This window comes from Dapis purpurea BLCC-M126, assembly GCF_050015975.1.
In the GTDB taxonomy this organism is placed as follows: Bacteria; Cyanobacteriota; Cyanobacteriia; order Cyanobacteriales; family Microcoleaceae; genus Trichodesmium.
In genome coordinates this window covers 1-13,040 of sequence record NZ_JBNHER010000223.1, presented here as the reverse complement: position 1 = coordinate 13,040, position 13,040 = coordinate 1, and the positions used below count along the sequence as shown (strand labels likewise).

Here is a 13,040-nt window from a genome sequence, read left to right as displayed (position 1 = left end):
AAACTATCGCTCTGACAGAAAGCATAAGGAGTCCTCATCTAAAAGTGTTTCATTTTAGATCGGGGGAGCCTTAACTAAACTTCGTTATAGTTGAGGTACTTCACTCCTTTATCCAGACTTCTTTGATACACTACCCATAGTTCTTGTCTACAGGAGTTCTACAAGTCCCATTTTTGCCAATATTGTTGAATTTCGGTATCCACTCAATATGATGGGGTAATATTGCCAGAAAAGGGTTACAAAATTAATTGGCACGCTCATTGCAGCTTCTCTAGTTTTAGCCCTAATTGCAGGTTTGTGTGTGCAAAATTTTATTCTAGCATTTTTATTAACTATAAATACGGATACAAAAAATTGAGTTTGAAGACTTAGTTAGGAAACAAAACAAACTGACAAAATACTTAAAGGAAGACAGAAATATGAACATCAAAGCTATTGCTCTTGCATCTATTATTGGTTTATCTGTTCCTGCGATCGCAGATATTACCTTAAATTCTCATAGTGCTTCTGCAATGCCTACCGATTTTGTCCGTCCAACTGGAGCTTTCATGGATAATAGCGAAAATTCGGTTGTTTTGCTGAAATTAGATGAGTTCGGAAACTATACTTATGAAGCTCAATCTCGAATAAGTGGTGCTTTTCTAACTTTGAAAAATCCTTATATTGAAGGGAATAACAAACACTATACTTATACCTTTAAAAACGGAAATCACAAATATATTATTGCTCACGGCCCTAAAAATCCATCAATTATCCGCCTGACTGTTGTCAACCCACAAGGATATGTAATCTTGAAGCACTTGATGGAAAAGGTTGGTACTGATTGGGATGTCAATTCAATTGTGGGAAACTATGAAAATCATTTGTATGATTCTGGTGGAAAAAACGATTGGCATTATGTGACTATTAGTCGGATCGATGATAACACACTTCAATGGAAAAATCGTCTTGGTATAACCTGGACACTTCAGGCAACAAAAAATAGAGAAATACTTAAAGTTGGGAAAGATTGTCCGTACTTTGATCATGGTTATACTACTGCTATAGTAATATGGGATGGAAATCAAGTTTTAGGAATACTTGGACCCTGGAATAAGCGATATGACAGGTCTAACTAAATACTAAATAAATTAAATACTAAATAAATTAGGAATGATAATTAAGATTAACTTGAAGCAATTGCTTCAAGTGCTAAAGGCTATATATGTATCTTGGCGTAATTCCTGTTGGTATTAGGAGTCAGAAATCGACAGAACTCGAACAGTTTAACCCTGCATCTTCAGGTGTTGAAAACTTCATAGGAATAAATGTGAAGCCGAATATCTGATTTGGACAAGGAACAATCTTAACTAACTCCAAGGGTAGTTTTTGACGATCGCCTATCCCTGGTTGAAATTCAATTTTTCCTGTTACCCCGTCAACGTAGAAAGTTTCATCTGCTAATTTATTCTGAATTCCTAAGCGAGTAGGCTGTTCCCGAATCCCTTTCAGAATTACCTGAGCTGCGTCATAGCTCAAAGCTGTACGGGTATTGACAGTACCTCCCCAAAGCTGCTCAGTGGTCTGAGAAAAATAAGATTTTGAATTGCTTAGAGGATGCCAGTTAGCGGTGACAATCAGTTTTTCCAATAGTTGTGGTTGAGCAATTTCCAGGGTTTTAGGACTGTAAATTGACGAATCACCAACTATCCAGTTTTCACCACCATTTTCTTTGATGACTTCTAGAGCATGAGAAAAAGAATCAGTTACTTGCCCATCTGGGATGAGAACAATAGTTGATTTACCATATTTTCTGATTGTTTGGATAGCATCTTTAGCATTAAAATTAGACCGAGAAATATCAAATGAATCAATAACATATCCTCCTTTTTCTGATAGTTTTTGTTTAAAATGTTTTTTGTAATCACTAGAATAGGGACTAGCAGGGTTATAAAAAATTGTAGCTCTGTTGTGATTAATTTTATTCATCAAGACATCAACCATTGCTTCTGCTCGAAGATGATTAGTTGCGATAATTCGGAAGAAAAATTTTCGAGGTTGAGCTGTGAGTGCATAAGTGGTAGAACCAGGAGAAACTAATACTAATTGATTTCGATTATATATATCTACAGTTGCCATCGTCATATCACTGGTCCAGGAACCGATAACACCTAGAATATCTGACCGTTTGACTAGGGTTTGGGCGATCTTCTCGGCATTAGTCTCTAAGTTGGCATCATTAGCAATGATGACTTTTAAACCTTTTCCATTCAAGCTTTTCGAGTCTAGAAAATTTGCACCCGGTAAAGTTAAATCAGAGGATTTTGCCTTATTGAATAAACTCAAGTTAACTTCTGTTTGCGCTTGAGCTACTCCCCGCAAGATTTCTTCAGCGAGTTCTGCATTACTTGCCTGCCCCCTTTTATCTTGTAAAATTGGAACCACAACTGCAATAGTATAGTAATCAAAACCCTTCGCTTCTAAAATTGCATTATTGAGATATATTAAAGTTTCTGGGTCTCTTCGTTCCGTCCTCCAACTTTGCTGAAGATTTTGAAGTGCCTCCTGATAAATGTTTTTGGTGACAAAACAATCACTCCACTGTTGTCGAATATGACTGTTCCAAATAGGTAGAAAATAATTCCAGGGTTTATGGCATTGGGCAACTGCATCCACACCCCTTTGTTTGTCCCATGGTTCAAATAGTTTTACCAGAATTTCCTCACCAATGCTGATGTTATCTGCCATCGCTTCAGATTTCGGGATTCGTTTATAAATTCCAAAAAAACCAATGATAATCAACAAAAACAGAATTATCTGTCTGATTGGAAGTTTTGGTCGCTTAGGCCAATAAAGTTCAGGTGTGGCAGGATTTTGAATTAGTACAGGCAGTCTAGATGCTCTTGGATAAAACAATTCATTTTGAACGGGAATTTCCAATTTTTGCAAGTGTTTCCGTGCTTTTCTAACAGAGGCGTGGAGAGGTTTACCTTGGGTAAATTCTTCCAGGAAATATTTTAAAAAACGCCGTGCTACTAGATCGGGAACAGGTTCCCGCATCACAATCAAATGGGGAATATTAAAATCAGCTAAATATTTAGCAATACCCAGTCCATCACAGGAATTAAAAATTGCTAACTTGACTCTAGGAGCAGCTCTCCTCAAAGCTTCTTTCAAAAGATCGATTGATAAATTTAAGGCATGATCGACATGAATAGTTTTACCAGAACTATGTCCTGCATAAAAAATCATATCCCAATTTCCGAGCCAAATAGTATCAAATAGTTCTTGAGGAGTCAGAGAATTTCCCCTTTCTGGAATAGACTTAATACTTGCACCATGTCTTTTTAAGTTCTCAATCAGTTCCCGATCTTGTTCCAGTTCTAATCCCCCCTCATCGCTACCAAAAATTGCCAGAATGTGAATCCGTTTCTCCAAGGTTTCTTTTGGTCGATTATATTGAGAGAAAAGGGCAAATTCTGCCTGGGGTAAAAAAATTGGTCTCTCAAATAAATCCCAATAATCCCAGGAGAATTTACGCAGATAAGGATTTGATGTCTTGATGATAACTCGTGCTGATTGATTTAGAGTTCCATCATTTAGTCGTCCTATAATTCGCCCACGAATATCTCCAAAGATAGGTTGCCCCAACCAATGTCTCACATTAGATTCCAGGCTTTGAGTAGTATTTTGACACCTTTCTAAACTGGAGAAGTTGGTAGTTTGCCCGTCTGGTATCTTTATCCCTCGGTTGTCCAATCCCAACTCAGTATAAATGTTTTTCCATTCATCATAAACTCTAGGAAAATCTGGGTTAGGGGGCAATTGAGGACAATTGCTTTCTGTGGCAATGATACTACCATCTTGCCAAAACTCTAGGGAAATAGGAAAACCTGATTCAAAACTGCCTTTTTCGATTTTTATAACAACTTGTCTAGCCATTATGATTAATTTGTTGTTCTAATCCATAAAATTTTTATATTGTAATATCATACCTATTTAGTTAACTTTATTCAAATAATAAAGTGCTTTGTCACAGTGGCAGAATTAAGGCTAACTTGAAGACTAAAGCGATCGCCTGGATCGGCGGTAAATTTAAACTGAATATAATCATCTCGTTCTCTAGCACGAATTTCAAATAAAGATTCCCCCATTTCATCTAAACCAATGAGTTTTAAATTTGCTGGTAAAAAGCGTTGCTCTTGGAGAGGATAAACTCTAGAAAGAACAGCAAATCTTTGGTTCGGCTTTGGTAAAATAGCTATCATTAGTGCCACTGGCACTCCTGCCAATTGCATTCCTAGATCGATAGCGCGACGAACACCTGTTGCTGGATGACTAGGGTCAATTTCCCACAACAATTCGGCAACTTGCCAGCGTGTTTCTTCATCTTCTGTTGTTTGTAAAATATTTACTAGAGCTGTATTGACTTCTGTCTCTGATAGTTCAGGTTGAGATAAATCTGGCTGTATTTTGCCTCTTTGTTTTTGAGTCATTTGGAATTGTTTGAGAAATTTTTTAACTACTTTGGGAGATAATTTTTCTGTTGTTTTATCTAAACTGAAAGCCATTTGCATAATTGGTTTACGATTTCCTAGAAGTTCTTCTACAGGTTGCCAAGTTTCTGTAAAAGTATGTTCTAACCAGGTTGTTAATTTTTCCCAAGATTTTGATTCAACTAAAGCATTTTCTGGAATTTTAATAGCTGCCGGACTCAAATATTTTAAATTTAAAATTAAGTGGCTGGAGTCAGAATTTAGTTCAGGCAAAGAAAGTTTATAATTTTCTCTTTCGTTTGTTTGTAAAGACTGATTTATTAATTTATCATGTCGTATAAATCCAATTAAAGTTGCTTCTTCTTCCTCTACTAATACCTGTATTAATACATATAAATGGGCAGCAAAATCTGGAGAATTAATCATTTTTTCGGGAATTTCTATTCTTTCATTTACTATATTTTCATTTGTCAGTAAGCAGACTTTAAATTCACCGACTTGCAGATTGCTTATTGGTTCCGAACTAATAATTTGATGAGGTGGTAGATATTCAATTTGATTATCTAATGTTAAATGGCGATCGCTCAACCATCTTTTTAGTGCGAATAAAGCCAAGATTTTCAAATAAGCTTGCCATTTTTGGGCTTCGTCATCAAAGTTACGACTCAAGAGAGTTGCTTGCTGAAAATCTTCAGGTTCTAAATCAATAGTTTCTAACTGCAATTGTCGGTAATACTGTCTGTTTATTTGCTCAGAATCAGAACGAGTATTCATATTAATTCTCCTGGTTATTGTTGTAATTTAAAAGTTGGTTTTTGTGACTAATGGAACAATTAATGTAGTTGTTTTACTATTTATTTATTATCTAATAGGCTGACTATATTTAAGATAAGAGCGCATTTTTTCAGAGAACAAACTTGTCATTTTTTTGTGTTTCTTTGCTGTAGAAATTTCTTTAGATGCCTCTATAAAAACGGTTTCATCTAAATAACGACTTAAGAGTTCAATTAAAGAATCAAAAGCATTTGGATCTAAAACCCCTTGACTTGAATTTAAGTTTGCTTGCTTCAACAAAATCTGTAGCAATTGCTCCATTACTTGTTCTCGAATTTGTTTGAGCAATTGCTTGAGTTTTAAAATACGACTAACTTGAGATTGATTATTCATATTTAAGTGCCGAGCTACTTCACTTTGAGACTGATTTTCACAATAAATTAGTCGTAAACTAGCCAAAAAATGAGGAGCAAATTCACTATACCATGCACTTTTTTGTAGTTTCCGCAAACGTTGAGAAAGCACATTTTCAATAGCATTCATAATAGCTAGATCGCGATTTTCGTCTAGAAATTCAAGTTCCATTGCTGAAGAATTAGAGGGAGGTGAAATATCCGTTGGATTTAAAATTTGTTCCTGTAAAAACTGAGCAATAGTTTTCAATTGCTCAAATAGTTCATCTGAAGAATTATATACAATTCCCCTTGGAAAAAGGCGATCGCGCATTTCCTGAAGTTGAGACTCAGAAGGTTCAGGACATTTTCCCCTTGCACCCTTTTCTCGCCTGTCGTGCCGATATACTCCATGAAACACTTCTACTACATCACGTTCTTGAGGTGAAAGAGTTTCCATTTGGTAACGCTTGATATCATTGAGTTTTCCCCAAGGAGTAGCTAAAGATAAACCAAATTCCACCCATAACGTTCGAGTTAGTTCTGGGTGGCGACGGGTGAGTAAATAAGTCCAATTCCAGAGTCCAGCTTTATTAGGATTGAACTTTCTCAAAATATGCGCCCAAAAATAGGGGTAAGAAGACTGAGAGTTTTCCTCAACTTGCTCAATGCTTTTTATCTTACCATCATCAGTAAGTACCAGGTACAACAAGTCTAGGTGAGAAAAACTATAGCGATCGCCAAATTGTTGAGCCAGTTTGTAACAAGCATGAACAATAGCATGGGAAATGTAGCAACGCAAAGAAAGTCCTGCTGCTATGCTCGCTTGTTTAGAAAAAGCAGAATTTTGAGATAGAAAGTGAGATAGCAAAGTAGCTTGAATTTTTCGGTTATCTTGGGAGGAGAGTTTTTCGAGTTCAGCAATAGACGGAAACCAGATTTCAAATTGCTGCTGAACAGGCAATAGTACCTCCTCTCCATATCCCCTCTGATAACCAGACACATCATAGCTTGCTAAATCAATTTTGCGTAATGTCCAGTAGTTCTTGCTGAGAACCATTTGTTTCCTCCCTATACTCCTCCACAGTATTATTCAACCTTACCTTATTGAATCAGTATTTACACTCATTAGCACTCAAAATTTATTTTCCTAAAGGTTCTATTTTACTCTAGTCTTTGATGATTTGAACTTATACAGTTTTGAGAAATAATTGGTAGAACCTGCATAAGTTCTGCCAGAGTGAAGCTAGTAGTTAATGAACAGACTGCATCAATTATTATTATGAAAATAAACTTACTAAAAACCAAACCTAGAATTTCAATTAGTAGATTTTTACCAATACCTATTTTCCCCAAGGGGATAATTTCACTTATTTTTTTTCCTTTTTTATTGCTGAGTAGTTGTGGAATGATAAGTACACTCGAAGATGTAATGGAATTATCTACAGTTCTCAGCAAACATCATCCAGGAGTAGCTAGTACATCTTTTGATATTAAAAGCAGTAATCATTTAGGCGTTGATTTGACAAAAGACGTTAACTATATAAAAAGATTACAAATTACTTTTGCTGATAAAAGTTGGGAGAATTTGACAGAACAAAAACATCAAAAGATTGCTGAAAATACAGTTAAGTTAGTTAATCAAGAATATCCAAAACTAGCTGATGCAGATTATATCTATGTAATCTTTATGCATCAAGACCAAAACTCTAACGTACATCCTATTATTTATAGTAGTTTTACATTTCAAAAAACAGACAATAGCTTTCAAATACAGAAGACAAAATAAAGCTAGATATCATAATTGAAATAAAAATATTCAAGTTTCCAAATGGGAAGGTGATGTTCAATTGCCATAGCTATCAACAAAACAGTTAGTTTCGTTAGGCGATCGTTTACTATAGTCAAAAGGTGGACTTAACTTATCCTGGCTACGAAAATAGTTACCAAGAAAGTTAAAAGCTTTTTGTTGTTCTTCATTTAACGGTAAAATAATTCCTAAAGAATTAAGACTTTTCTCAGAAAGAATTGGTCTAGTGTCAATGTCAGGCCATTGAATACCAGCTTTGCCATACTCACCAATAGCTGATAGCATCGGAATAATTTGGGCTGTAGTTAAGCCTAATGCCCAGTCACTATACTTGCCAAGGGTTAATTTTTTAGCAAACTTTTCGTTTAATAAATTATTGATTTGATAGTCTAACAATTGATAAATAGTTGTGTTCGATCAATTCATAAGATTTAAAATTTAAAGCTTCATCAACTAACTTCATTTTTATTATAGTCTCTGATGATTTGAACTTATGCACTTTTGAGAAATAATTGACATAACCTGCATAAGTTCACCTCGATAGAAGCTAGTAGTTAATGAACAGACTACATCAATTAAGGTGAAACACGATAATGAAAATAGGCGAAATTTTGCTCAGAAGACAAGTTATTTCCCAAAATCAATTAAAGGAAGCAATAAATATTCAGACTTCAATGAAAATGGGTGAAATATTACTGCGAAGACAATTTATTTCTCAAAGTCAACTACAGGAAGCAATACAGATTCAGACTTCATTGCATCTGAAACTAGGAGAACTATTGCTGTTTCAAGGTTTGATTCAACCAGAAAATTTAGAAGAAGCTTTAAAAGAACAATATTGGCGAGAAAATGGTGATTGGATAATAGACTAAGTATCAATTTAAGATTAACAATTTCTCTAATGAGTTGACACGTTTCTTTCAATATCTCTAGTTTTACACCAACAATAGTTTTTGTGCTTGAGCAGCTTAATAATTTCTCAAATTTTTTGTACATTACCATTTTTAGTTATAGCTTTTCTTGCAGTTAGTATTAGCTATGCTTTAATGATACTTTCAAAAGATTGAACAAATATAGCAATTCTAATTATAGTTGTAATATCTTGGTAGTAGTCAAGTCGTATTAGATTGATTCATAGGATTTACAGCAGTTTTCAGGTTAATAAACCACATTGTCATTACCAAAACCCTGTAGGGACGTTTTGCTGCGCAACATGAAACGCATTTTTGTTATGCAACGTCCCTACTTTGTCGTCTACCGAAATAAAAAGCGCTATAAAATTTCAAGCTTCATCAACTCACTTCATTTTTACTATAGTCTCTGATGATTTGAACTTATGCACTTTTGAGAAATATTTTACAGAACCTGCATAAGTTCACCTTGATGAAAGCTAGTAGGTAATGAACAGACAAAATCAATTAAGGTGAAACTTGACTATGAAAATAGGTGAAATTTTAATGCGAAGACAATTAATTTCCCAGGATCAACTAAACCAAGCAATACATATTCAGACTTTATTGTATCTTAAACTAGGAGAACTATTAGTGTTCCAAGGTTGGATTCAACCAGAAAATTTAGAAGAAGCTTTAAACGAACAATATTGGCGAGAAAATGGTTATTGGATAATTGACTAAGTATCAATTTAATATCAAGAATTTCTCTACTTATAAAGTGATAATTCTGATTTTTTCAGGATTTGCAACAAAAGTTTTCATCTCTACTAAGCAAAATAAAAAATGAATGAATTACCAGTTTTGATAGAACCATACTCTCGTAAAAAATCTAGATTTAAACTACGAAAAATATTAACTTTTTTTGTGGCAATATTTATTGGTTTATCTCCTGCATTACAAACTATTGCTCAGGGAACTTCACCTTTTTACTGGGATTTTATCAATGTTGAAATAGATGTGCAAAAATATGGAGATATGTTGGTCAGCGAAACCCATAAATATGTCTTCACCCAACCTCATACAAACCAAAGATATCGATATATTCCACTAGATAAAGTCGATAAAATTACTGATATTACAGTTTGGGAAAATCAGGAACAAATTCCTAGTCAAACTGGAATCAGAAATAACCAGATATGGATTAAATGGCAACATAAACTCAATGCCCCTGAAGCTCATACTTTTGTATTAAAATATCGGGTAATTGGTGGTTTACATATTAATGATAGTGGAGATAAGGTTTACTGGAAAGCTATATTTGCAAACCGGAGTGCTGTTATTAAAAATGCCAAAATTATAGTCCGACTGCCGGAGGTTTTATCAGAAAAAATTCAAACTTATAAAAGTTTTGGAGTGCCAACTAACGCTCGAAAAATTAATTCAACAACTGTAGAATTTATAGCTCAACAACCAATTCCACCGCAACAAGAAATAGAAGTGCAGGTACTATTTCCTCATAATATTCTTGATGTTGCAAAACCAAATTGGCAGAGTCCTAAACCTGTTAGTTCTCCTTCTTTGACTCCTAAACCAGTTAGTTCTCCTTCTTCAGGATTATTATACCTAATATCTTGGATATTTCCGATATTTTCAGTGCTTCCATTTATAGTGGCTTTGATCGTCATTATTAGTAGTAGTAGTGGAGGAGGTGGCAACACTCCCCGTGGTGGCAGTGGTGGTGGCGCTAGTGGGCCTGGTGGTTTTGGTGGCCCTGGTGGCGGTGGTGGCGGTGGCGGTGGTGGTGGTGGTGGCTGCGGTGGTGGCTGTGGTGGCGGTGGTGGTGGTGGCGGTGGCGGCGGTTGTGGTGGCGGTGGTGGTGGATAGTATCAGTTGATACATAATGCCAAAATTTACCACATTCTACTTAGCGATCTCTAGATTTTCATATCAACGTTTAAATATTATCTAGCTCACCTTTCTTTTGTTATAGAGCTAGACAATTTTTTTTCTCAAGGTTGCGATATTATCATATTGTATTATAATAGTAGTATATAAATATTAAATAATGTGGGGCAGAAGAAAATTCTTCTCCCATGCTTTCTATTGTTCAACTGAGAAAAGTACAATAATGACTCTGAACGAAAACCATAATCAAAATTTTACCAAAGCTAGTTTTGACTTTGATAGTCTTCCATATTTAACTAATCCTTACAGAAAACTCAACCTTCAAAGTGTAGGTATTGGTTTAATTAATTTACCACCCAATGAAGGTTATACATTTACTCATAGTCATGCGGAACAAGAGGAAGTTTATATTGTTGTTTCAGGAAAAGGTGTCATTCTAATTGATGGAGAATTAATAGAAGTACAACGCGGGGATTTAGTGCGAGTTTCTCCCACAGCTAAAAGAGCAATTAAAGCAGATCAAGAAACTGATTTATTTGTCATTTGTGCAGGTGGAGTAACTCAAGGTTATCCTCAAAATTCTAATTCTCGTTATTTAATAGATGATGGTATTCCTGACTATGATGATATTCCACCTTGGTATCAAGATAACCCAGATATAATTGCTAAAAATGCTGTTTTGAAAGAACGGATGTTAAAAGCACAAGCTAAACGAAAACAACAGAAACAAAATTGATATATAGCAATCCTATTTCAATTGTAATATTTTTGTGGTCGTTAGGAGTCAGGAGTCAGGAGTCATGATTTTCAAAGTTTTTCGTCAATCTTAACTATTATAAAAATTCTCACAAATCATTTAGGATTACTATAGCAGAAAGAAGGAATAGGAAGAAAGAAGAAAGAAGATTGATATTTGTTGTTTCTCCTATGTCGTGGGATGCAAACATTTATCCCATAAGTCCTCATAGTAATAGGGACTGGTTTAACGAAGTCAGAAGTTATTTTTGTAACAGGGATTAGAGCAACCCTCCAAAAATATTTCGCCTTAAAAAGTGGGGTTTTAGACCCAATTATTTTGATAATTTTCAACTTTATTATTTTTGATTTTTCCTTCTTTCTTTATTAAAAGCACAAGCCAAGTTAAAACAAGGGTAAAAAGATTTATAAATTCCCTTTTTCTTCCTTCTTGCCTCTTATTTCTAACTTATTTCTTAAAAAAAATGACAAATATTCGTAAATTAATAAACCAATTAGCAACTCAAGAAGTAGAATTAACCAATATTCAATTTCTAGCACCTTGCGTTAAAAACGGGCGAGTAAAAACCAGAGTAGCGGGAATGATTTATACCTTTGAAAGTCAACCAAAAAAAAATTCAGGATGGGGAATATTTCAACCAATAAATGAAAAAATTGCCAAATTTATAGAAGAACCAAGTTTGCCTCAGCTAGAAGAATATTTCCAATTATTAAAACCTCTAAGATTATTTCTTGCTTGTCAATTAAAAGGGCAAACATGGCTAGCATATCCAACCAATGAATCTGATAGCAAACAAAGATTTGGTTTTGCTAAACCTGTAGCAGTTCATCTAGTAACAGAAGGAGCAATGTTTGAGCAAATAATTGCTAGATTTGATGGTGCTTCTTGGTGGTTTGAAGATATAGATCGACGTGCTGATCCATTAATAGCAGAAGAGTTACGAGAAGCATTTAAAAATATTACCCCACCAAAAGAAGTTAAGTTTAAAGGAATGACTCCAGAAATCAGAACAGTTTATGATTTAATGGCGCGACAAAAGAAAGAATTTATGAAAAAAATGCAACATCAAAAGGATGAAAAAAGACTCAGAGAAGCATTGGCAATGGGTGGGGGAGAGCTACAAAATTTTCGCGATCGCTCCAATTACTGGCAAGTGGAATGGGTGACTAGGGATGGGGAACGTCATACTTCTGCTATTAATAAAAATGACTTAACTGTGGTAAGTGCAGGTATTTGTCTGAGTGGAGGCGATCGACATTTTGATTTGCAATCTTTAGTTGGAGTTGTTGAGCAAAGATAAGGGAAGTAAGAAGTAAGAAGGAAGAAGGAAGAAGGAAGAGGGTAAATTATTTGTCTAATTTATCAACAGTAGCTATAAAAGGAAGAAGGGAGAAGGAGTAAGGAAGAAGGAGGTAGCAAGAAAGCAAATTAAATTAAATTATTTGTCTAGTTTGTGAATAGTAGCTATAATCAGACGTTGTAGTTCATCAACTTCTTTTATGATAGGAGATAATAGTTCTGGTTCAGCTAAATTTACTGCTTTAGCAATAATTAATTGGGTATCTAATTCTCTGAGAGAACCGAGAGCAATTCTGAGAAAACGTATATATTCAGCTTTAGTTGTCCTGCCATATCCTTCAGCAATATTTGATGGAACTGAAACAGAACTACGGCGAATTTGACTGGTTAAACCGTAAAGTTCAGAATTAGGAAAATTTTGAGTTATTTTGTAGCAATTAATAGCCATTTTAACTCCACGTTTCCATATATATTGTTCTCGATGACTACCCATATTTTAACAATAGCCTAAAGTACAATATAAATTATATTACTTCTTCCCTCTCAATTGTAACTTTTTCCTTCTTCCAACTTCTTCCTTCCAACTTCTTCCTTCCAACTTCTTCCTTATAACTTCTTCCTTCCAACTTCTTCCTTCCAACTTCTTCCTTCCAACTTCTTCCTTCCAACTTCTTCCTTCCAACTTCTTCCTTCCAACTTCTTCCTTCCAACTTCTTCCTTCCAACTTCTTCCTTC

The 13,040-nt window shown here is 34.9% G+C and carries 13 protein-coding genes; 7 read left to right on the top strand and 6 right to left on the bottom strand.

Going from position 1 to position 13,040, the window contains the following annotated elements:
• Positions 1-419: 419 nt before the first annotated feature.
• Positions 420-1,118 (top strand): hypothetical protein, encoded by a 699-nt coding sequence (locus ACP6PL_RS20040; protein WP_426547038.1) that lies wholly within the window; start codon positions 420-422, stop codon positions 1,116-1,118.
• Positions 1,119-1,239: 121 nt separating this feature from the next.
• Here the strand turns inward: ACP6PL_RS20040 and ACP6PL_RS20035 are convergent, their stop codons facing one another.
• The 3 genes from ACP6PL_RS20035 to ACP6PL_RS20025 all read right to left on the bottom strand — a co-directional run bounded on the left by ACP6PL_RS20035 (position 1,240) and on the right by ACP6PL_RS20025 (position 6,701).
• Positions 1,240-3,921: an ABC transporter substrate-binding protein gene (locus ACP6PL_RS20035; protein ID WP_426547037.1), complete on the bottom strand. Its 2,682-nt coding sequence runs from the start codon at positions 3,919-3,921 to the stop codon at positions 1,240-1,242.
• 71 nt (positions 3,922-3,992) lie between these two features.
• Positions 3,993-5,249, bottom strand: coding sequence for a DUF1822 family protein (locus ACP6PL_RS20030; protein WP_426547036.1), 1,257 nt, complete (start codon positions 5,247-5,249; stop codon positions 3,993-3,995).
• A gap of 87 nt (positions 5,250-5,336) precedes the next feature.
• Entirely contained in the window at positions 5,337-6,701 is a 1,365-nt protein-coding gene (locus tag ACP6PL_RS20025; protein WP_426547035.1) for a hypothetical protein, read from the bottom strand.
• A 348-nt stretch (positions 6,702-7,049) separates the two neighbouring features.
• On the opposite strand from ACP6PL_RS20025, the gene ACP6PL_RS20020 reads away from it, so the two are divergent.
• Entirely contained in the window at positions 7,050-7,430 is a 381-nt protein-coding gene (locus ACP6PL_RS20020; RefSeq protein WP_426547034.1) for a hypothetical protein, read from the top strand.
• Positions 7,431-7,487: 57 nt separating this feature from the next.
• Here ACP6PL_RS20020 and ACP6PL_RS20015 read toward each other — a convergent pair whose 3' ends face one another.
• Positions 7,488-7,847: a hypothetical protein gene (locus tag ACP6PL_RS20015; RefSeq protein WP_426547033.1), complete on the bottom strand. Its 360-nt coding sequence runs from the start codon at positions 7,845-7,847 to the stop codon at positions 7,488-7,490.
• A gap of 197 nt (positions 7,848-8,044) precedes the next feature.
• On the opposite strand from ACP6PL_RS20015, the gene ACP6PL_RS20010 reads away from it, so the two are divergent.
• The 5 genes from ACP6PL_RS20010 (at position 8,045) to ACP6PL_RS19990 (ending at position 12,306) form a co-directional block, all read left to right on the top strand.
• Positions 8,045-8,323, top strand: coding sequence for a cyclic di-GMP-binding domain-containing protein, MshE-related (locus tag ACP6PL_RS20010; RefSeq protein WP_426547032.1), 279 nt, complete (start codon positions 8,045-8,047; stop codon positions 8,321-8,323).
• 564 nt (positions 8,324-8,887) lie between these two features.
• Entirely contained in the window at positions 8,888-9,085 is a 198-nt protein-coding gene (locus ACP6PL_RS20005) for a cyclic di-GMP-binding domain-containing protein, MshE-related (protein WP_426547031.1), read from the top strand.
• A 102-nt stretch (positions 9,086-9,187) separates the two neighbouring features.
• A complete protein-coding gene (locus ACP6PL_RS20000) occupies positions 9,188-10,228 on the top strand; it encodes a DUF2207 domain-containing protein (RefSeq protein ID WP_426547030.1) in 1,041 nt (346 codons plus the stop codon).
• Positions 10,229-10,472: 244 nt separating this feature from the next.
• Positions 10,473-10,985: a cupin domain-containing protein gene (locus ACP6PL_RS19995; RefSeq protein ID WP_426547029.1), complete on the top strand. Its 513-nt coding sequence runs from the start codon at positions 10,473-10,475 to the stop codon at positions 10,983-10,985.
• Positions 10,986-11,469: 484 nt separating this feature from the next.
• On the top strand, positions 11,470-12,306 hold the full coding sequence (locus ACP6PL_RS19990; protein ID WP_426547028.1) for a hypothetical protein: 837 nt from the start codon (positions 11,470-11,472) through the stop codon (positions 12,304-12,306).
• Positions 12,307-12,444: 138 nt separating this feature from the next.
• Here ACP6PL_RS19990 and ACP6PL_RS19985 read toward each other — a convergent pair whose 3' ends face one another.
• Complete coding sequence (locus ACP6PL_RS19985) at positions 12,445-12,798, bottom strand: four helix bundle protein (RefSeq protein ID WP_426547027.1); 354 nt, start codon at positions 12,796-12,798, stop codon at positions 12,445-12,447.
• 31 nt (positions 12,799-12,829) lie between these two features.
• A partial coding sequence (locus ACP6PL_RS19980) for a hypothetical protein (RefSeq protein WP_426547026.1) occupies positions 12,830-13,040 on the bottom strand: 211 nt, incomplete at its 5' end.